Origin of the sequence: Microbacterium sp. NPDC089320, assembly GCF_040684875.1 — a bacterium.
Lineage (GTDB): Bacteria > Actinomycetota > Actinomycetes > Actinomycetales > Microbacteriaceae > Microbacterium.
Map to the genome: position 1 here is coordinate 60,293 of NZ_JBFBGY010000002.1, position 19,880 is coordinate 80,172.

General features: G+C 68.1%; 22 protein-coding genes and 1 pseudogene. 16 read left to right on the plus strand and 7 right to left on the minus strand.

Going from position 1 to position 19,880, the window contains the following annotated elements:
* Positions 1-252 precede the first annotated feature (252 nt).
* Positions 253-1,158, plus strand: a complete 906-nt coding sequence (locus AB0N61_RS04720) for a heme o synthase (RefSeq protein WP_053099149.1) — start codon at positions 253-255, stop codon at positions 1,156-1,158.
* On the opposite strand, the gene AB0N61_RS04725 is transcribed toward AB0N61_RS04720, so the two are convergent.
* A complete protein-coding gene (locus AB0N61_RS04725; protein ID WP_363362119.1) occupies positions 1,104-1,544 on the minus strand; it encodes a hypothetical protein in 441 nt (146 codons plus the stop codon). The genes AB0N61_RS04720 and AB0N61_RS04725 overlap by 55 nt on opposite strands.
* Positions 1,545-1,615: 71 nt before the next feature.
* Positions 1,616-2,719, minus strand: coding sequence for a COX15/CtaA family protein (locus AB0N61_RS04730; protein WP_363362120.1), 1,104 nt, complete (start codon positions 2,717-2,719; stop codon positions 1,616-1,618).
* A gap of 232 nt (positions 2,720-2,951) precedes the next feature.
* On the opposite strand from AB0N61_RS04730, the gene sufB reads away from it, so the two are divergent.
* The 7 genes from sufB to AB0N61_RS04765 are packed head-to-tail and all read left to right on the plus strand — an operon-like array spanning position 2,952 to position 9,549.
* Positions 2,952-4,370, plus strand: a complete 1,419-nt coding sequence (gene sufB, locus AB0N61_RS04735; RefSeq protein ID WP_363362122.1) for a Fe-S cluster assembly protein SufB — start codon at positions 2,952-2,954, stop codon at positions 4,368-4,370.
* Positions 4,371-5,576, plus strand: a complete 1,206-nt coding sequence (gene sufD / locus AB0N61_RS04740; protein ID WP_363362124.1) for a Fe-S cluster assembly protein SufD — start codon at positions 4,371-4,373, stop codon at positions 5,574-5,576.
* Complete coding sequence (locus tag AB0N61_RS04745) at positions 5,573-5,899, plus strand: non-heme iron oxygenase ferredoxin subunit (RefSeq protein ID WP_060926110.1); 327 nt, start codon at positions 5,573-5,575, stop codon at positions 5,897-5,899. Before sufD ends, AB0N61_RS04745 begins: the two co-directional genes overlap by 4 nt.
* A complete protein-coding gene (gene sufC / locus AB0N61_RS04750) occupies positions 5,900-6,670 on the plus strand; it encodes a Fe-S cluster assembly ATPase SufC (RefSeq protein ID WP_363362126.1) in 771 nt (256 codons plus the stop codon).
* Between the two features lie 10 nt (positions 6,671-6,680).
* Positions 6,681-7,010 carry a metal-sulfur cluster assembly factor gene (locus AB0N61_RS04755; protein WP_053096448.1) on the plus strand — a complete coding sequence of 110 codons (330 nt, stop codon included), beginning with the start codon at positions 6,681-6,683 and terminating at the stop codon, positions 7,008-7,010.
* Positions 7,011-7,012: 2 nt separating this feature from the next.
* Entirely contained in the window at positions 7,013-8,167 is a 1,155-nt protein-coding gene (locus AB0N61_RS04760) for an aminotransferase class I/II-fold pyridoxal phosphate-dependent enzyme (RefSeq protein WP_363362128.1), read from the plus strand.
* Complete coding sequence (locus AB0N61_RS04765) at positions 8,164-9,549, plus strand: MFS transporter (RefSeq protein WP_363362129.1); 1,386 nt, start codon at positions 8,164-8,166, stop codon at positions 9,547-9,549. The genes AB0N61_RS04760 and AB0N61_RS04765 overlap by 4 nt, the downstream gene beginning before the upstream one ends.
* On the opposite strand, the gene AB0N61_RS04770 is transcribed toward AB0N61_RS04765, so the two are convergent.
* Entirely contained in the window at positions 9,497-10,111 is a 615-nt protein-coding gene (locus AB0N61_RS04770) for a TetR family transcriptional regulator (protein WP_363362130.1), read from the minus strand. The genes AB0N61_RS04765 and AB0N61_RS04770 overlap by 53 nt on opposite strands.
* Positions 10,112-10,165: 54 nt before the next feature.
* Between AB0N61_RS04770 and AB0N61_RS04775 the strand changes: the two genes are divergently transcribed.
* The 3 genes and pseudogenes from AB0N61_RS04775 to AB0N61_RS04785 form a co-directional block, all read left to right on the plus strand.
* Positions 10,166-10,753: a biotin transporter BioY gene (locus tag AB0N61_RS04775; protein ID WP_363362132.1), complete on the plus strand. Its 588-nt coding sequence runs from the start codon at positions 10,166-10,168 to the stop codon at positions 10,751-10,753.
* A complete protein-coding gene (locus AB0N61_RS04780; protein ID WP_363362134.1) occupies positions 10,743-11,435 on the plus strand; it encodes an energy-coupling factor ABC transporter ATP-binding protein in 693 nt (230 codons plus the stop codon). The genes AB0N61_RS04775 and AB0N61_RS04780 overlap by 11 nt, the downstream gene beginning before the upstream one ends.
* Before the next feature lie 38 nt (positions 11,436-11,473).
* Positions 11,474-11,956: pseudogene (locus tag AB0N61_RS04785) on the plus strand (CbiQ family ECF transporter T component); the annotation flags it as partial.
* Here AB0N61_RS04785 and AB0N61_RS04790 read toward each other — a convergent pair.
* The 4 genes from AB0N61_RS04790 to AB0N61_RS04805 all read right to left on the minus strand — a co-directional run bounded on the left by AB0N61_RS04790 (position 11,852) and on the right by AB0N61_RS04805 (position 15,941).
* The gene (locus AB0N61_RS04790; protein ID WP_363362136.1) at positions 11,852-13,288 is read right to left on the minus strand and encodes an acyltransferase; all 1,437 of its coding nucleotides are present in this window, start codon (positions 13,286-13,288) and stop codon (positions 11,852-11,854) included. The pseudogene AB0N61_RS04785 and the gene AB0N61_RS04790 overlap by 105 nt on opposite strands.
* A gap of 105 nt (positions 13,289-13,393) precedes the next feature.
* Positions 13,394-14,065 (minus strand): response regulator transcription factor, encoded by a 672-nt coding sequence (locus AB0N61_RS04795; RefSeq protein ID WP_167942758.1) that lies wholly within the window; start codon positions 14,063-14,065, stop codon positions 13,394-13,396.
* Positions 14,062-15,315: a sensor histidine kinase gene (locus AB0N61_RS04800; RefSeq protein ID WP_363362137.1), complete on the minus strand. Its 1,254-nt coding sequence runs from the start codon at positions 15,313-15,315 to the stop codon at positions 14,062-14,064. The genes AB0N61_RS04795 and AB0N61_RS04800 overlap by 4 nt, the downstream gene beginning before the upstream one ends.
* 5 nt (positions 15,316-15,320) lie before the next feature.
* Complete coding sequence (locus AB0N61_RS04805; RefSeq protein ID WP_363362138.1) at positions 15,321-15,941, minus strand: DedA family protein; 621 nt, start codon at positions 15,939-15,941, stop codon at positions 15,321-15,323.
* A gap of 27 nt (positions 15,942-15,968) precedes the next feature.
* Between AB0N61_RS04805 and AB0N61_RS04810 the strand changes: the two genes are divergently transcribed.
* The 5 genes from AB0N61_RS04810 (at position 15,969) to AB0N61_RS04830 (ending at position 19,875) form a co-directional block, all read left to right on the plus strand.
* Positions 15,969-16,355, plus strand: a complete 387-nt coding sequence (locus AB0N61_RS04810) for a CHY zinc finger protein (protein WP_363362140.1) — start codon at positions 15,969-15,971, stop codon at positions 16,353-16,355.
* 77 nt (positions 16,356-16,432) lie between these two features.
* Entirely contained in the window at positions 16,433-18,031 is a 1,599-nt protein-coding gene (locus tag AB0N61_RS04815; RefSeq protein ID WP_363362141.1) for an ABC-F family ATP-binding cassette domain-containing protein, read from the plus strand.
* Between the two features lie 36 nt (positions 18,032-18,067).
* Complete coding sequence (locus tag AB0N61_RS04820) at positions 18,068-18,673, plus strand: pyridoxamine 5'-phosphate oxidase family protein (protein WP_363362143.1); 606 nt, start codon at positions 18,068-18,070, stop codon at positions 18,671-18,673.
* Positions 18,670-19,104: a cupin domain-containing protein gene (locus AB0N61_RS04825; RefSeq protein ID WP_363362144.1), complete on the plus strand. Its 435-nt coding sequence runs from the start codon at positions 18,670-18,672 to the stop codon at positions 19,102-19,104. Before AB0N61_RS04820 ends, AB0N61_RS04825 begins: the two co-directional genes overlap by 4 nt.
* Before the next feature lie 3 nt (positions 19,105-19,107).
* The gene (locus AB0N61_RS04830) at positions 19,108-19,875 is read left to right on the plus strand and encodes a hypothetical protein (RefSeq protein WP_363362146.1); all 768 of its coding nucleotides are present in this window, start codon (positions 19,108-19,110) and stop codon (positions 19,873-19,875) included.
* Positions 19,876-19,880: the final 5 nt, after the last annotated feature.

Below are 19,880 nucleotides of genomic sequence, written 5' to 3' on the forward strand. Positions count from 1 at the left end.
CCGAGGTTCGACTCATTACCCCCCTTTACAACGCTCCGCTCGTCCAGTAATTCCATGGGTCGGCCACCGCCTCGCCGGCACGGTGGAACTGCGGATCAGCGCCCCTGGAACGCGATTCCACAGTGCTCGTGCAACCGGGTGGATCCGGCGCGCGCGCCCCCGTCGTGGGGGCGGACGAGCCCCGCGCCCGCGTGCCCTAGACTGGGAAACGCTGTCGTGACGCGTGTGGAGGAGGCGATCGAGATCTCGACGATGTCTGATCAGACCGTTGTGAAGAAGTCCATCGGTCGCACCGTGAAGGCGTACGTCGCCCTCACCAAGCCGCGCGTCCTCGAACTGCTGCTGGTGTCGACCGTCCCGGTGATGTTCCTCGCCCAGGGCGGTCTGCCCGACATGTGGCTGGTGCTGGCCACCGTGATCGGCGGCTCGCTGAGTGCCGGCTCGGCAGCCGCGTTCAACATGTATCTCGACCGCGACATCGACGCGCACATGCACCGCACGGAGAACCGTCCGCTGGTCACCGGCGAGATCAGCCCTCGCGGTGCCCTGATCTTCTCGTGGACTCTCGCCGTGGTCTCGACGGTGTGGCTGTGGTTCACGACGAACTGGCTCGCGGCGACGCTGTCGGCATCCGCCATCTTCTTCTACGTCGTGATCTACACGATGATCCTCAAGCGCCGCACCGAGCAGAACATCATCTGGGGCGGCATCGCCGGATGCTTCCCCGTGCTGATCGGCTGGGCGGCGGTCACCGGCTCCCTCGACTGGCCCGCGTTCATCCTGTTCGCCCTGATCTTCCTCTGGACGCCGCCGCATTACTGGCCGCTGTCGATGAAGTACAAGGACGACTACGACGACGTGGACGTGCCCATGCTCGGCGTCACCCGCAACGCGTCGCAGGTCGGACTCCAGGTCATCCTGTATGCCTGGGCGACCGTGGCATGCTCGCTGCTGCTCATCCCGATCGCGAACATGGGCCTCGTCTACGGCGTCTCAGCCGCGGTGTTCGGCGGCTGGTTCATCTACGAGTCGCACCGTCTGTACAACCAGGCGGTGCGCGGCAACGAGGCGCGGCCGATGCGGGTCTTCCACGCCTCGATCACCTACCTCACGCTGATCTTCGTGGCGGTCGCGGTCGACCCGCTGCTGCCGTTCTGATCCGCGTCTTCCGTCGTCTCTGCTGAGGGCTGCGCGACCACACCGGTCGCATGCTCCTGCGCGTCCGCAGGCGTCTCGTCATGGTTCTCTGCCGACCAGTCGATCGGCTCGACGACCGCGGGTGCGGGGGAGGGGACGAGCGCCTGCACCGCGGTGAGCGCCACCGAGATCAGGATGCCGATGACTCCCGCTCCGAGCAGAGCTGCGCCGACGACGACGAGCGACTGACCGACGTACACCTCGATGCCGGTGGCCGTGCCGTCGAGCAGGGTGCTCGTCATGGTGCCGACCTGGCCTGCGATGAGCCAGCCGCCCACGCCCGCCGAAGCAAGGGAGAGCACGAGGAGGAGCCAGAAGCCGATGCTGCGTGTCAGTGACTTGTTCATGACCGCAACGGTGCACGAGGAACTGATGAGCAACTGATGTCGCGGCTATGCATCCCCTGTGCGGGTGGGGATCAGTCCTTCGACGAGACCGGCTTCTTCAGGTTCAGCACCACCACGGTGTAGGCGGCCGCCGACAACGAGGCGAGCACCATGTGGATTCCCACGAGCACCGGCGGGAGGCCCTCACGTGCCTGCCACACGCCCACGGCGACCTGCACGAGGATGGCGAGCACGAGCACGAGCAGCCACTTGCGCGGCCGCAGGCGCAGGACCCACGCGGTGATCGTCAGAGCGACGACCAGGGCGGCGAGGATGTAGCCGGGCCAGGAATGCACGTGCGCGAGCACGGTGGCGTCGAATCCATGGCGCAGGACGTCGGCGTCGCCCGAGTGCGGCCCGGAACCGGTCGTGAGGACACCGAACAGGATCGTCACGGCGAGGGCGAGGCCGGTGACGTGACTGAGGATCGCGAACCACTGGGGCACGGCACGGACGCGCGGGCCGGGGGTCGCATACAGGCGCACGAGGAATGCGGCTGTCACGCACACGAGCAGGAGCGACGAGACGTAGTGGAAGCCGACGATGAACGGGTTCAGCCCCGTCAGAACCGTGATGCCTCCGACCAGCGCCTGTGCGACGACGCCGATCAGCACGATCCACGCCAGGACGACCAGGTCTCGTCTGTCAGAGGTCGTCTGCATCGAGCGGACGGTCGCGGCGATCACCGTGATGAGCAGGGCCGCCATCGCGAAGGGAGTGGCAGGGAGGCCGATGAGGGTGAACGCGAGGAAGACGACGCCGGCCACGACGATTCCGACTCCGGCGAAACGCAGAGCGGAGAACACGCTCCTCCTGCCCCCGGTGCGCGCCAGCACGAGCAGCAGCACGGCGAGGGCGATGATGCCGACCACGCCCGTCATCACGCGGTTGCCGAACTCGATGATGCCGTGGATCCCCTGATCGGCATAGATCGGGACGAGCGACTCCGGCGTGCACAGCGGCCACTCCGAGCATCCGAGGCCCGATCCGGTCAGGCGCACGGCGCCGCCGGTGCCGATGATGATCGTCTGGGCGAGGAACGACAGCCACGCGAAGACGCGCAGCGCTCGTCCCCAGAGGATCGCATGCGTCGACGCTGCCGCGTTCGTGGGGGAGGAGATCGTCGTCTCGGGCATAAGTCTCTCCGGACCGCGCCGGACACGGCGAGCGGCCCTGTCTTCAGGCGGAACCTGTAGAATCGGATTGTTGTGATGAGCGCTGACCGCGCTGAAGCATCGCTAACAGTTTAGGCGCGATGGATGCGCCGGTGATGAGGGCCCACCAACGGCACCCGCTCCCGCAGACTCGACGGGGATCAGGTGTGTCGGGGCGGATGACACCGTTTGGGACCTGTGAGGAGAGTGTGTGATGTCGGATGTGCTGATCGACCGCCCGGAGCTTGACGGCCTGGGGGTGTACGAATTCGGGTGGCATGACGAGGATGCTGCCGGAGCCATCGCCAAGCGCGGTATCTCCGACGAGGTGGTCCGCGGGATCTCGGCGCTCAAGCATGAGCCGGAATGGATGCTGAAGACCCGACTCAAGGGGTACCAGCTCTTCGGTCGCAAGCCGATGCCGACCTGGGGCGCCGACCTCAGCGAGATCGACTTCGACAACATCAAGTACTTCGTCCGCTCGACCGAGAAGCAGGCGCAGTCCTGGGAGGACCTGCCTGAGGAGATCCGCGAGACCTACGAGCGCCTCGGCATCCCCGAGGCGGAGCGTCAGCGCCTCGTGGCCGGTGTCGCCGCGCAGTACGAGTCCGAGGTCGTCTATCACCAGATCCGCGAGGATCTGGAGGAGCAGGGCGTCATCTTCATGGACACCGACACGGCTCTCCGCGAGCACCCCGAGTTCTTCGAGGAGTACTTCGGCACCGTGATCCCCGCCGGCGACAACAAGTTCGCCGCGCTCAACACGGCCGTGTGGTCGGGCGGATCGTTCGTGTACGTCCCCAAGGGAGTGCACGTCGAGATCCCCCTGCAGGCGTACTTCCGCATCAACACCGAGAACATGGGCCAGTTCGAGCGGACCCTGATCATCGCCGACGAGGACAGCTACGTCCACTACATCGAGGGCTGCACGGCACCGATCTACAAGTCGGACTCGCTGCACTCGGCCGTCGTCGAGATCATCGTGAAGAAGAACGCCCGCGTGCGGTACACGACGATCCAGAACTGGTCGAACAACGTCTACAACCTCGTCACCAAGCGCGCCGTCGCTCATGAGGGCGCGACCATGGAATGGGTCGACGGAAACATCGGATCCAAGGTGACGATGAAGTACCCGTCGATCTACCTGATGGGCGAGCACGCCAAGGGCGAGACCCTCTCGGTCGCCTTTGCAGGCCCGGGCCAGCACCAGGACGCCGGCGCGAAGATGATCCACATGGCTCCGTACACGCAGTCGTCGATCGTCTCGAAGTCGATCGCGCGCGGCGGCGGACGTGCGGGATACCGCGGCGAGGTGCGAGTGGACGCCAACGCGCACCACTCGGCGAACACCGTGCGGTGCGACGCGCTGCTGGTGGACACCAAGTCGCGCTCCGACACATACCCGGCCATCGACATCCGCGTCGATGACGTGCAGCTCGGCCATGAGGCCACCGTCTCGAAGGTCAGCGAAGAGCAGCTCTTCTACCTGCAGTCCCGCGGCATGCCCGAGGACGAGGCAATGGCGATGATCGTGCGCGGCTTCATCGAGCCGATCGCGCGTGAACTGCCCATGGAGTACGCGATGGAATTGAACAAGCTCATCGAGATGGGCATGGAAGGATCGGTCGGCTAAATGGCGGCCTCGACGACAGCGCCCAGCGAGGCGCAGCATACGAACGCGCACATCGACCCCGCAGCTCAGGTCTCGGATGCCGGTTTCGTGCCGGTGCAGACCCGCTCGGAGCGTCCGCACTCCTTCGAGCCGGCTGACTTCGGCTCGCCGACCGGCCGCGAGGTCAACTGGAAGCACACTCCTGTCGCGAAGCTCGCCCCGCTCTTCGAGGCGGCAGGCACGAGCGACGGTGTGCGCTACTCGTTCACCGAGGGTCAGAAGTACGTCGCGGCACCGCTCGCCGCGGGCGATGCGCCTCGCGGTGAGGTCTTCCTCGCCGAGGACATCACGGCCGCCGTGGCCTGGCAGGGCTCGCCGGAGGCGCTGCACATCCGCATCCCGAGCGAGGAAGAAGTGGCAGAGCCGATCTTCGTCTCGATCGAGGGGCTCGGCGCCGAGCTGCGCGCCGACGCCCACATCGTGATCGAGGCGCTCCCGCACAGCTCGGCCACCGTCGTGCTCCAGCACACGGGTGCCGCGCAGTACTCGCAGAACGTCGAGATCATCGTTCGCGACGGTGCCAGGCTCACGGTCATCAGCCTGCAGCAGTGGCAGGACGCGGCCGTGCACACCTCCGCGCACCAGGCCAGGGTCGCCGCCGATGCCACGCTCAAGCACTTCGTCATCAGCTTCGGCGGCGGAGTCGTGCGCGTGAACCCGAGCGTCGAGCTCGCCGGTGCCGGATCCGAGGGTTACCTCTACGGTCTGTCCTATGCGGATGCCGGACAGCACCTCGAGAGCCAGGTCTACCTGCACCACAAGGGCCCGCACACCAAGGGCGACGTTCTCTACAAGGGCGCTCTTCAGGGCGAGGGCGCGCACAGCGTCTGGATCGGCGACGTGCTGATCGGTGCCGATGCGACGGGTACCGACTCGTACGAGGCCAACCGCAACCTGGTGCTCACCGAGGGTGCCCGCGCCGACTCGATCCCGAACCTCGAGATCGAGACCGGCGACATCCTCGGCGCCGGCCACGCCAGCGCGACCGGTCGTTTCGATGACGAGCAGCTGTTCTACCTGCAGGCTCGCGGCATCAGCGAAGACGAGGCGCGTCGTCTCGTCGTGCTCGGATTCCTCACCGACATCGTTCAGCGCCTGGGCATCCCCACGCTCGAGGCCGAGCTGCTCGCTGCGATCGAGACCGAGCTGGCCGAGGTGAACGCATGACCGCGGAACGCGTCTGCGGCGTCGCCGAGCTCGAGCAGGACATGCCGATCCGCGTCGAGCCGAGCGGAGTGCCGATCACGGTGATCAAGGACTCCGAGGGCGTCATCCATGCGATCGGCGATACCTGCACGCATGGCGACATCTCGCTCGCCGAGGGGTTCGTCGAAGGTGACACGGTGGAATGCTGGGCCCACGGCTCCGCGTTCTCGCTGCTCACCGGCAAGCCCCAGAACCTCCCCGCTTATGAGCCCGTTCCGGTCTACGTCGTCGAGATCGACGGCGACGACGTGCTCATCGACCCGACTGTGACGAAGGAAGTCTGAATGTCTGTTCTCGAAATCCGCGACCTGCATGTGACGGTCGAGACCGAGGCGGGTACCACCCCGATCCTCAACGGAATCACCCTCACCATGAACACCGGTGAGACGCACGCGATCATGGGCCCCAACGGCTCGGGCAAGTCGACGCTCGCGTACACGATCGCCGGTCACGCGAAGTACACGGTGACCTCCGGATCGATCACCTTCGACGGCCAGGACGTGCTCGCGATGAGCGTCGACGAGCGTGCGCGCGCCGGCCTGTTCCTCGCGATGCAGTACCCGGTCGAGATCCCGGGTGTGACGGTGACGAACTTCCTGCGCACCGCGAAGACGGCACTCGACGGAGAAGCTCCGGCTATCCGCGGCTGGACCAAGGACGTCAAGGCGGCCATGGCCAACCTGCGCATGGATCCGAAGTTCGCGCAGCGCAACGTCAACGAGGGCTTCTCGGGTGGAGAGAAGAAGCGTCACGAGATCCTGCAGCTCGAGGTGCTCAAGCCGCAGTTCGCGATCCTCGACGAGACCGACTCCGGCCTCGACGTCGATGCACTCAAGATCGTCTCCGAGGGCGTCAACCGCGCCAAGGAGTCCACCGGCCTCGGTGTGCTGCTCATCACGCACTACACGCGCATCCTCCGCTACATCCGTCCGGACTTCGTGCATGTCGTCGTCGCGGGCAAGATCGTCGAAGAGGGCGGCCCTGAGCTGGCGGACCGGCTCGAGGACGAGGGATACGACCGTTTCCTCGACCCCGCAGCGCCGATCGAGGCGTAGGCTGATTCGCATGACAGCCACCCTCACGGACGCGAAGTACGACGAGGTCACCGAGGCGCTCAAAGACGTCATGGACCCGGAGCTCGGGATCAACGTCGTCGATCTCGGCCTCATCTACGACCTCGCCTGGGATGACGAGAACGATGCTCTCGTCATCCACATGACGCTGACCAGCGCCGGCTGCCCCCTGACGGACGTGCTCGAAGACCAGACCGCACAGGCTCTGGACAACGTCGTCGACCGCTTCCGCATCAATTGGGTGTGGATGCCGCCGTGGGGTCCGGAGAAGATCACGGATGACGGGCGCGACATGATGCGCGCTCTCGGCTTCGCGATCTGAGGATGCTCGAGGTCACGGCTCTGCCTCTGGCCGAGCTCCGGCAGCGAAGCAGCGAGAAGTGGCGGGAGTATCCCGCCGATGTGCTCCCGCTCTTCGTCGCGGAGACCGATTTTCCGCTCGCGCCGGAGATCTCCGATGTCCTGCGTCGTGCCGTCGAGATCGGTGATACGGGCTACATCGCCTCCCGGACGCCGCTGCCGGACGCGTACGCGGCTTTCGCGCGCCGTCGCTTCGGCTGGGAGCCGGATCCGACGCGGATGCGCACCACGGCCGATGTGAGCATGGGCATCGTCGAGATCCTTCGCCGAGTGACCCAGCCGGGGGAGCGCGTGGTCGTGACTCCGCCGGTGTATCCGCCGTTCTACGACCTGGTGTCCGAGGCGGGCGCCGAGGTGGCGCGGGTGCCCCTGATCGACACCGGCATGGGATGGGAACTCGATCTCGACGGCATCCGCGCGGCGTTCGACGACGGCGCGACCGCGATGCTGCTCTGCAACCCGCACAATCCGACCGGCACCGTGCACAGCCGCGACATGCTCGCGGCTCTGGCTGAGATCGCGGACGAGTTCGGCGCCGCGGTGGTCTCCGACGAGATCCATGCGCCGCTCGCTCAGCCGGGAACGGGCTTCACGCCGTTCCTCGACACAGGTGATGCGGCCGAGCGCGTGGGGTATGCCGTCGTCAGCGCGAGCAAGGCCTTCAACCTCGCCGGCCTCAAGTGCGCGCTCATGGTGACCGCCTCCGATCCGACGAGCGCGATCGTTCGCGGGCTTCCGATCGAAGTCGAGTGGCGCACCGGGCAGTTCGGTCTGCTCGCAGCCGTGGCCGCGTTCTCCGAAGCGAGCGACCCCTGGCTCGACGGGCTGCTGGCGACTCTCGACGCGAATCGGGTGCTGCTCGAGGACCTGCTCGCGTCGAAGCTCCCCGCGGCCCGCTATCGCATCCCGGACGCCGGGTACCTCGCATGGATCGACCTCTCGGGGCTCGGATGGGGAGACAACCCCGCACGACGGATCCTCAAGGAAGCCAGAGTGGCCCTGCACTTCGGCCCCGCCTTCGGAGATCAGGGCAGAGGGTTCGTGCGGCTGAACTTCGGGACGAGCCCCGAGGTGATCACCGAGGCCGTCGAGCGCATCGCGACGCTCGTGGATCGATGACGCTCGATCGAGCGACACCGTCGATCTGGGACCGCGAACGCCGCTGGGTCACCGCCGGCGCGGTCGCGCTGATCTTCCTGGCCGCGATCGAAGCGCTCGCGGTGGCGACCGTCATGCCGATCGTCAGCGAGGCGCTGGACGGGCAGGCGCTCTACGCAGTGGCCTTCGCCGGAACCCTGGCGACGAGCGTGATCGGCATGGTCGCCGCAGGAGCGTGGTCGGACGCGCGAGGACCCAGAGGCGCGCTGTACGCCGCGGTGTCGCTGTTCATCGTCGGCCTGCTGCTGTCGGGGTTCGCCGTGACGATGAATCAGTTCCTCATCGGGCGGCTCGTGCAGGGACTCGGGGCGGGCGGGCAGACGGTCGCGCTGTACGTCGTGGTGGCACGGCTGTATCCGCCGCATCTTCACGGAAGGGTGTTCGCGGCGTTCGCTGCGGCCTGGGTCGTGCCGTCGATGATCGGCCCCTTCCTCGCCGGAGCCGTCGCCGAATACCTCGACTGGCGGTGGGCCTTCCTCGGTGTGGCGGTGCTGACGACGGCGGCCTTCCTCACGATCGCGATCCGGCTGCGCGGCGTCGATCTCGGGCACGGCGAACCGCAGGACCGTCGAACTCTCCTCACACGCCTGATGCTCGCCGTCGTCGTCGCGGTGTTCGCCGTGTTGATCGGATTCACGGCGGAGATGACCGCGACCGTCGGATGGTCGGTCGCGCTGGCATCCGTGGCGGTGATCGCCGTGGCGGTGCTGCCGCTGCTCCCTCGACGGACTCTGCGCGCTGGTCGAGGCCTGCCGAGCGTCGTGCTCATGCGCGGCATCGTCGCCGGTGCGTTCTTCGCTGCGGAAGCGTACATCCCGTATCTGCTCATGGAGAAGTTCGGGTTCAGTGCGACCTGGGCAGGTATCGCCCTGATGCTCGCCGCATTCGCCTGGGCGGGCGCCTCTGCGCTGCAGGGCAGATTCGGCGAACGTCTCGGCAACGCGCGGATCACGGCTATCAGTCTCTCGCTGCTGCTCTGCGCGCTGGTCTTCGTGCTTCTCGCCGCGATCTGGGGACTCTCGCCGCTCTTCGTCGTGGTCGGGTGGGCCTTCGCCGGCGGAGGCATGGGCTTGCTCTACCCCCGCCTCACCGTGCTCACTCTCGCGTACTCGGACACCGGCAACCAGGGTTTCAACTCATCGGCGCTGTCGATCTCGGACTCCACGGGGGCCGCGGTCGTGATCGCTCTCGCGGGCCTGGCCGTAGCGAGCTTCGGCGGTGGGGTGAGCGCGTTCAGCGTCGTCTTCGCGTTCTGCCTCGGTCTGGTGCTGCTGGCGTTCGTGCCGGGACTCAGGCTGGGTCACGCCGCGGAGCTGTCCGGTGCGGAGCCGCCTGCGCGGTGAGTTCAGCTGTGGCCGGCTCGACGGCGAGCGCTGAGACGCCCAGATCGAACACGCGGTCGAGGCCGGCCGTGACGTCGACTGTGTGATCATCGAGTGCCGCCCCGTGGCTCTCCGCGTGCATGCGCTGCTGGACGAGCGTCGCGTGGCCGAGCACGAAGTGCAGCAGCGCCGCTGCCCGCTCCGGAGCATCCGTCAGGCCGTGACGCCGGAGCGCGGCTTCGAGTGCGGTGTGCGCGTGCGACGAGCCGAGGCGCAGGGCGTAGGTGCTCAGCACGAGCTCGGCGCCGTCCCGGTAGGTGAAGAGGGCATCCCGGATACCGCGGGCCGTGGTCAGCACATCTTGGTCGCCGCGCGGGATGCGCGCGGTGATGCGGTCGGCGAGCTCTGCCAGCAGTTCCTGCTTGCTCGCGAAGTGCCAGTAGAGAGCGCTCGGCTGCACATCTAGCCGGGCCGCGATCCGGCGCATGGACAGGTCTGCGAGGCCGACCTCGTCGAGCAGTGCGAGCGCAGCGCGGGCCACGGCGTCGCGGTCGTGACGTGCGGAGTTGTGCTCAGGGGTCATCTGCTCACTATAGTGAACACCGTTCAGGTGAACGGTGTTCAGGAAGGATGATCAATGACGCAGCACACAGGGGACCTCGGTCGTGAGCTCGCGCGAGTGGCGATCTTCGCGGCGCTCATCGTCGTGCTCGGAATGGTGACGGTCCCGATTCCCGGTGGCGTGCCCATCACCGCTCAGACGCTGGGCGTGATGCTCGCCGGCGCGGTCCTCGGCCCGCGCCTCGCCCCGTTGTCGGTGCTTCTGGTCCTCGTGCTGGCAGCGGTCGGACTTCCCGTCCTCGCCGGCGGCCGAGGTGGACTGGGAGTCTTCGTCGGTCCGACGGCGGGATACCTGCTCGGCTGGCTCGTCGGCGTCATCGTGGTCGGTCTCATCGTGCGCAGCGGTCGGATGAGCTGGTGGCGGATCGCACTCGGAGTCGTGGTCGGCGGCATCCTCGTCGTGTATCTCTGCGGCGTTCCCGTCACCGCACTGGTGCTCGGGCTCGACCTGGGATCCACCGCTCTGGCGAGTCTCGTGTTCCTCCCCGGTGACCTGCTCAAAGCGGCGGCGGCGACCGCCCTCGTCCTCGCGCTGCGGCGCGCGTACCCCCGCGCGTTCGGCGCGCGTGACTCCTCCGTGCCCGCGTCCGTCCGTGCGGTCTGAGGTCACGAGCGGGCGGATCTCGCTCGACGGCGTCACCGTCGAGCGAGAGGGGCGCGCGATCCTGCGCGACGTGAGCATCGAGCTCGCGGCCCCGCGGATCGCGGTCATCGGCGCGAACGGATCGGGCAAGTCGACGTTCGCACGACTGCTGAACGGCCTCGTACTCCCCGATGCGGGGCGTATCACGGTGCTCGGCCTCGATTCCCGACGGGACGCGAGGAGGCTGCGACGACGTGTGGGCTTCGTGTTCACCGACCCGCAGTCGCAGATCCTCATGCCCACCCCCGCCGAGGACCTCGCGCTGTCGCTTCGCGGCGCCCCTCGGGCCGAGGTCGACAGGCGCGTGGCGGCGACCCTCGCCGAGCACGGACTGACGGATCGAGCGGATGTGCCGGCGTCGGAACTGTCCGGCGGCCAGGCGCAGCTGCTGGCGCTCGCGTCGGTCCTGATCACGGAACCGCAGCTGATCGTGGCGGATGAGCCGACGACGCTGTTGGACCTGCGCAATGCCCGTCGGATCTCCGACCTTCTGCTGGCGCTGCCGACCCAGGTCGTCATCGTGACCCACGACCTCGAGCTCGCCGCGAGATGCGATCATGCGGTGCTGTTCGACGCAGGCTCGCTCATCGCGGCCGGCAGGCCCGCAGACGTGGTCGCCGAGTATCGGGAGCTGGTGAGGTGATCCAGGCCTATCGGCCAGGGGCGAGCATCGTCCACCGCATGCCGGCGGGGCCCAAGCTCGCCCTCTTCACCGTCCTCGTGCTCATCTCAGCCGGCTATCCGCACGACCGATGGAGCGTCGCGGTCTCGCTCCTCGTGGTGTGCATGCTCTATCTCGCCGCCGGACTGCCGGCGACGATCCTGCTCGTCGAGGCATGGCGTCTGCGCTGGCTCGTGCTGGTGCTCGGGGTGGCGCTCTGGGTCTTCGCATCGCCGCTCACGGCCTGGATCAGCACGGCCAGGGTGGCGTCGTTGCTGCTTCTGGCCGCGCTCCTCACGATCACCACCCGGATGGGCGATCTGCTGGCAGTGCTGCACCGGATGCTGCGGCCGCTGCGCCGACTGGGCATCGATGCCGATGCCGTCGCGATGACCATCTCACTGACCCTCACGATGATTCCCGTGGTCGCGGGCTTCGCGCGCACCGTCAACGAGGCTCACGTCGCGCGCGGCATTCGTCGGGGCGTGCGCAGCACCGTGCCGCTCATGGTCAGGACGCTGCGCCACGCCGACGATGTCGGCGACGCCCTCGTCGCTCGCGGTCTGGTGTGATCGACGGGAGATGCGCAGCGCGAGCAGCATCCCGGCTACGGCGACCGCGGCTGTCAGCACCGTCGTGCCCGCGACCAGGAGCAGGACGACCGAGGCGACACCCAGCGCGGCCGCGCCCACGATTCGGCGCGATGATCCGGTGAGCGCGGGCGACGGCTTCCTCTCGATGCGAGTGAGCGGGACGGCGATCGCCGCTGTCAGGATCAGGGCGGCCGCCAGCCAGCTCGGACGGGACACCCACCACGCGATGGAGCCCGGCTGGGGCAGAGCGATTCCGCCGGCAAGAGAGATCACGGCTGATACCCCCGCCATGGCGAGCAGCACCGGCATGTGCCACAGGTAGATCGTCATGGTGCGGCGGTTGACGAACGCCCCGAATGCAGCGGGAACCGGACGACGGCTGAACTCCTCGACGCGACCGCGCACCAGTGAGACGGCGCTCAGGTGGACCACGCCGACGAGAAGCAGCGCCGTCGTGGGCGGATTGATGTTCGCGATGAGATTGGGGGAGTGGATCCCCGTGGTGAAGGTCACGACGAGCGCCGTGAGAGCCACCGTTCCGGCGATCGCCCGCGTCGCTCTGGGCAGTCGTTCGACGGTGCCATCCGCGAGGAAGAACCCGATCTGCTGGAGTGCGAGCCAGACGAAGGCGAGATTCAGGAATCCCAGGCCCTCGAACCCGGTGCCCGCGCGCGCGGCATCGACGGACGCGGATGCCACCAGGAGCGCCGCCACGGTGATCAGCGGTCGACGTGCATGAGCCTGAGCGAGCAGGGGGAGCAGTGCCTGGCAGCCCAGGAAGACACCGAGGAACCACAGCGGCTGGCTGTAGCGGAATCCCGCGGTCGCGATGAGGTCGGCGGGAACGCCCGCGACGCTCAGTGCCGCGAGGGCTGCGCCGGCGAGCGCGATCGCCCACAGCGCGGGCGTGAGCAGTCGATGCACGCGAGTGGCGATGAAGTCGACCGCAGTGCCGCCGCGCGCCTGCATCCGTCGGAACGAGAGGTATCCGGCGAATCCCCCGATGATGAAGAAGAGCGGCATGACCTGCAGACACCAGCTGACCGGGACGATCCACCAGGTGCCCTCGCTCGCGTTCGCGAACACCGGGTCGCCGTCGACGACGGTCACGCCGACCATGATGGCGTGGAGCAGCACGACTCCGACGACGCAGATCGCGCGCAGCAGGTCGATGCCGGGGTCGCGGCGGCCCGGCAGCGGCGCTCTGACAGAGGTGCGGGATGGTGCCTCGACGATGGCCATGGAGTCCTCCTCGGATGGGTGTCCGAGGAGCGTATGGACGCGGTGCCGGTCAGGGGATCACCCTCAGGGCTGGTTCGGACCCCTACCGCGGTGTGATCAGAGGGCTCAGGAGGAGGGTTCGACGAGGCCCGTGTCGTAGGCGAGGATCACGGCGTGCACGCGATCGCGAAGCCGCAGCTTGGCGAGCACCTTGCCGACGTGGGTCTTCACGGTCTGCTCCGCGATGAAGAGCTCGGATGCGATCTCGCTGTTCGAGCGTCCGCGTCCGATGAGCACCAGAACCTCGCGCTCCCGGTCGGTCAGCTCCGCGAGTGAGGACGCCGCCCGCGCCGTGCGAGGTCTGCGTCCCGCGAACTGCTCGATCATCCGCCGGGTCACGCTGGGTGCGAGCAGGGCGTCGCCGCCGGCGACGACGCGCACCGCATGCACGAGCTCCTCGGGGAGAGCGTCCTTCAACAGGAATCCGCTCGCTCCCGCCTCCAGCGCGTCGTAGACGTAGTCGTCGATGTCGAAGGTGGTGAGCATGAGGATCCTCGGCACATGCGCTGCGGGGTAGCCCGGGCCGAGGATACGACGAGTGGCCTCGATTCCATCCACCTGGGGCATCCGCACGTCCATCAGGATGACGTCCGGGTCGAGTCGGGCGGCGAGTGCGATGGCCTCGGCGCCGTCGGCGGCCTGGCCCGCGACCCGGATTCCGTCGTGTGCATCGAGCAGGGCGGCGAATCCGGCGCGGACCATGGCCTGGTCGTCGGCGACGAGGACGCTGATCGTCACGGGGTCTCCTCGGGGATGGTGGTGATGTCGGGGGCTGAGCCCTCGTGCAGCGGAAGAGACGCGGCGACCTCCCACCCGCCGTCGGGGGTGGGGCCGGCGGTGAAGGAGCCGCCGAGCAGTTCGACACGCTCACGCATGCCGCGCAGCCCGTATCCTCCGCCGGGGGCGGCAGACGGGCCAGGGGGGCGGCCGTTGCGGACCCGGAGGACGACGGTCTCGAGATCGGCCTGCAGGCGCACCGTGACCGCGGCGCCGGACGCGTGCCGCACTGCATTGCTGAGAGCCTCCTGCGCGATGCGGAAGGCGGCGATCTGCACGCCGTGCGGTGCGTCGGCCGCCGCGCCCGTGATCTCGAGGCCCACGGTCACGCCGGCGCGCCGGATCGTGTCGACGAGAGACGGGATGTCGTCGATGCTCTGCTGCGGCGCCAGCTCAGCCGCCTGATCCTCGGTGCGCAGCACGCCGAGCATCCGTCTCATCTCGGTGAGGGAACCACGCGCCGTGGCGGCGATGCTGTCGAACTCCGAGGTCGCGGCCTCGCCGAGGTCGGGCAGGCGGTAGCGAGCCGTGGACGCCTGCACTTGTATCACCGACATGCTGTGGGCGATCACGTCGTGCAGCTCGCGGGCGATGCGCGTTCGCTCCTCGACGAGCGCGCGGCGCGACTCCTCGAGGGCGGAATGCTCCCGTTCCTTCGTGAGTTCGGCCGACACCCTCACTCGACCTGCGACGAGCACGGCGAGCAGGAACATGGCAGCGGCCAGCGACGTCGTCACGATGAGGTCGGCGGTGGCGCTTGCCGCCGTCGCCGGTGTCGCGACGACATCGGGGCGCAACAGCGGCGCCGTGAGCGACACCAGCACGCCGACGGCAAGGGTGACGGCCCCCGGGCCCGCGCCGTGGACGAAGGTCACGACGCCGACCATGACCACGAAGGTCAGCAGCGCCGGCACCGACCACGGCCAGGGTGCCTCCGTCGCCTGAGTCGGGACGACCAGCAGAGGGAGGGCGAAAGCCGCTGCGCCGAACGACGCGATCGCCCAGCGGGGATGCCACAGCGAGAGCAGCGGCGCTGAGCACAGTGCGGCGCCGAGGATGAACGACAGCCCCACCGCTGTGCCGTACAGCGCAGTCTGCAGCGACACGAGCACCGTGAAGAGCGCGAGGCTCACCGCGCCGATGGTCGCGAGGCCTGCCGTCCGACGGCTGATGCGGGGAGCGCGCGGAGTGCGCGGCCGACGACGTGCCATGACTGTCATCCTGCCAGTTGCGCGACGGGGGCGCGCCGACGCCGGGCTGCGGCGATGCGGTCGATCATCAGCCCGATGATGAGAGCGACCCCGACGCCGATTCCCGCGCTCGCGAGGGGCTGATCCGTGATCCACGATCCCGCGAGCAGGCCGATCGCCAGGCTGAGCGCGCTCCAGCTGAGACCGGCGACGAGGCTCAGCGGAAGGAAACGTCTCCAGGGGAATCGCAGCGCACCGGCCGACATGTTCACCGCGACACGACCCACGGGGATGTATCGAGCGCCGAGGATCAGAGCGGCGCTGCGCTGGTCGAGGGCGCGCTCGGCGTGCAGGAAGGCCGAGGCGATCCGCGGGCGACGCATCCACGCCCAGCGGGTCGTGCCCAGCCGTCGGCCGAGAGCGAACGCGATGTTGTCGCCGATCGTCGCGCCGACCGCGGCGACGAGCCCGAGCGGGATCAGCGCCCAGGGCTCTCCGGACGACGTCAGCACCGCGGCGGCCGCCACGAGCACGGTCTCGCTCGGAACGGGCGGGAAGAAGCCGTCGACGATCGTCACCGCGAGCAGCACGGCGTACAGCCACGGGGAGGCGACGGTCTGCAGAATGAGCTCGTTGATAACATCCACCTCTGAAGGCTAGGAAGCGGAGGGCGCATGGGGCATCACCCTGAGGTATCGACCGCATCCACCCACGGTGGGAGATGCGCGGACCGCCCGGCGACGATCGGCACGACCACCGTGCACGGCCTGCTCGTCGACGGTCAGACCCGGTGCGACCACTACGACGGTCCTCTCGACGTGATCGCGATGAGGTTCGCGTGCTGCGGAGACTGGTACCCGTGCCATCTCTGTCACGCGGCGCTCGCGGATCATGGGGCGCGGCGATGGCCGACGGCATCCAGATCCGCGAAGGCCGTGCTGTGCGGAGTCTGCGGGAGCTCGCTGAGCATCGAGGCCTACCTCGACGTGTCGGCGTGTCCGACCTGCGCCGCGGTCTTTAATCCCGGATGCCGGTTGCACCACGACCTGTACTTCGACTGAACGCCCAGGCAGGCGATCTATACTGGGAGTTTGGCCCCTCGGCCTGAACCCCCTTTGAAAGAACGGACATCCCGCCTGTGCTTGCCGTGCACGAACTCGAGATCCGCGTGGGCGCACGCCTCCTGATGGAGAACGTGTCGTTCCGTGTGAGCGACGGAGACAAGATCGGTCTCGTCGGCCGCAACGGTGCGGGAAAGACCACGCTCACCAAGGTGCTCGCCGGCGACGTCCTTCCCTCCGGCGGCACAGTGACACGCTCGGGGGAGCTCGGCTACCTGCCCCAGGACCCCCGTTCAGGCAACCCGGAAGACCTGGCGCGCACGCGGATCCTCGACGCGCGGGGACTCGGTCAGCTGAACCTCGGGATGACCGAGGCCGCGCTGGCCATGGCCTCGGAAGACCCCGCCGTGGCCGAGAAAGCGATGAAGCGCTATGCGCGCCTCACAGAGCAGTTCGAGGCGCAGGGCGGATACGCCGCAGAAGCCGAGGCGGCATCCATCGCCAACAACCTCTCGCTGCCCGACCGCATCCTCGACCAGCCGCTATCGACGCTCTCGGGCGGTCAGCGTCGACGCATCGAGCTGGCGCGCATCCTGTTCTCCGACGCCGAGACCATGATCCTCGATGAGCCGACCAACCACCTCGACGCCGACAGTGTCGTGTGGCTGCGTGAGTTCCTCAAGAACTACAAGGGCGGGCTGATCGTGATCAGCCACGACGTCGAGCTCGTCGGCGAGACCGTCAACCGCGTCTTCTATCTCGACGCCAACCGTCAGGTCATCGACACCTACAACATGAACTGGAAGAACTACCTGCGTCAGCGGGTGGCAGACGAGGAGCGCCGCAAGAAAGAGCGAGCCAACGCCGAGAAGAAGTCCACCACGCTGCAGCAGCAGGCGGCCCGCTTCGGTGCGAAGGCGTCGAAGGCGGCCGCCGCTCACCAGATGATCGCGCGCGCCGAGAAGCTCCTCGCCGGCCTCGACGATGTGCGTCAGGAAGACCGCGTGGCGAAGCTCCGCTTCCCCAAGCCCGCGGCCTGCGGCAAGACCCCGATGATGGCGACGGGGCTCTCGAAGTCCTACGGCTCGCTGGAGATCTTCACCGATGTCGACCTCGCGATCGACCGCGGATCCAAGGTCGTCGTGCTCGGTCTCAACGGTGCGGGAAAGACCACGCTGCTGAGGATGCTCGCCGGAGTCGACAAGCCCGACACCGGGCAGCTCGAGCCCGGGCACGGCCTCAAGGTCGGCTACTACGCGCAGGAGCACGAGAACCTCGACGTGAACCGCTCCGTTCTCGAGAACATGGTCTCGGCCGCTCCGCACATCACCGAGATGGAAGCGCGCAAGGTGCTCGGGTCGTTCCTCTTCACCGGCGACGACGTGCTGAAGCCCGCGGGGGTCCTCTCGGGTGGCGAGAAGACGCGTCTCTCCCTGGCGACCCTCGTGGTCTCCTCCGCCAACCTGCTGCTGCTCGACGAGCCGACGAACAACCTCGATCCCGCGTCTCGCGAGGAGATCCTCGGCGCACTCGCGCACTACGAGGGGGCGGTCGTCCTCGTGTCGCACGACCCCGGTGCGGTGCAGTCGCTCAACCCCGAGCGCGTGCTGATCCTTCCGGACGGCGTCGAGGATCTCTGGAGCCAGGAGTACCAGGACCTCATCGAGCTCGCCTAGTCGGTAGCGAGCGCGGATGCTGGCATAGTCGGAGTCGTGACGAATGCCGCAGACGATCTCGACTCCGTTCCCCTCAACGACTGGCTGAGGGGAAGGCACGCCCTCACCGGGACGCCGCCGGAGTGGGACCTCTCCGCGTTGCCCGACGATCCGGGCGTGCTCTTCGCCGACTGGCTGCGAGCGGCGGCCTCGGCCGGTGTCCCGGAGCCGCAGGCTCTGACGCTCGCGACGGTCGACGGCGAGGGACTCCCTGACGCGCGGACACTCATCCTGAAGAGGGTCGACGAGCAGGGATGGGCGTTCGCCAGCACGAGGTCATCGCGCAAGGCAGCGCAGCTCGCCGCGTCGCCGGCTGCGGCGTTGAACTTCTGGTGGCAGCCGCAGGTGCGAGCGGTGCGGGTGAGGGGGAGGGTGACCGAGGCCACGGCTGAAGAGAGCGCCGCCGACCTCGCCGCGCGCTCCGCAGCCGCGCGGGCGGATGTTGCCGAGGGGGACTGGGTGTTGTGGCGGGTGGTCCCGGCCCGGATCGAGTTCTGGCAGGGATCGCGGGATCGGCGTCATACGCGGGTCGTCTACGATGCCGCCGATCAGGGATGGTCGCGGACGATCATCGGCGGGACATCGGCGGGAGGTCGGGGATGAGCGGGTTCCAGGTCATCGAGATCGGTGCGCTCGACGAGTGGCGCGAACACCATGGGGGATTCGACGCCGCACGCTCGCGCGACGGCCGCCGCGTCGTCGACCACGAGCTGACCATGCAGTACATCGGCCTCACCGCGAACGCGCTCGCACCGGGTGAAGAGGCGGGATACTGGCACGTCCACGCGCGCATCGAGGAACTCTACGTCTTCCTCGAGGGGCGCGGACAGATGGGACTCGACGACGAGGTCATCGAGGTCGGCGCGGGGACTGTGATCCGAGTCGGGCAGGGGGTCGCCCGTACGTGGCGGTCTCACCCCGGCAGTGCGGGCGAACTCCGCTGGCTGTGCATCCGAGCCGGCGGTGACGAGCTGCCTCATCTCCCCGACGACAGCGCGCGCCTGCCCGGCAGGCCGATGCCCTGGACTGACTGAACGATGCGTGAGGCTCTCCCGCCTCCGCCGTCAGAGGCTCCGAGCTTCGCGGACGACTTCTCGCCAGGGCTCAACGGCGAGAGGTGGATCGCTCACTACCTTCCGCATTGGACCGTCCCCGAGAGGTCGGCGGCGCGGTACGAGATCGTCGACGCCGGGCTGCAGCTGCGGATCGAGAGCGATCAGCTCGACTGGCGGGAGGAGGATGCCCCGCTCCGTGTGTCGAACGTGCAGACCGCGATGTTCTCCGGGCCCGTCGGGTCGGAGCGCGGGACGCACCGACATCGCCCGGACGGTCTCGAGGTGCGAACGGAGACGCCTCTGCGCATGCTGTTCGCTCCTGCCCGCGGACGGGTCGATGTGACCGTCGCGGCGAGCACAGACGAAGGGTGCATGCTCGCCGCCTGGCTCGTCGGGGTCGAGCACCTCGCAGAGGCGGATGCCGGTGAGATCTGCATCTTCGAGATCGACGCGAAGGCCGTCTCGACGACGACGCGCGCCCGGACCGGCATCAAAGCCCACGGTGATCCGCGGCTGGAGACCGACATGGCCGAAGTGGTGCTCCCGTTCGACGCGAGCGAGCCGCACACCTGGACGGTGATCTGGGGCGACGGTGAGACGGTGATCGGCTGTGAAGGGAGCGTGCTGCGGCGAATCCCGCAGTCGCCGGACTACCCGCTGATGCTCCTGATCGCTCTCTTCGAGATCGGCACGCCCTCGGGTGTCTACCCCAAGACCGCCCTTGTCCGCGAGGTGCGCGCCTGGGGCTGATCGCG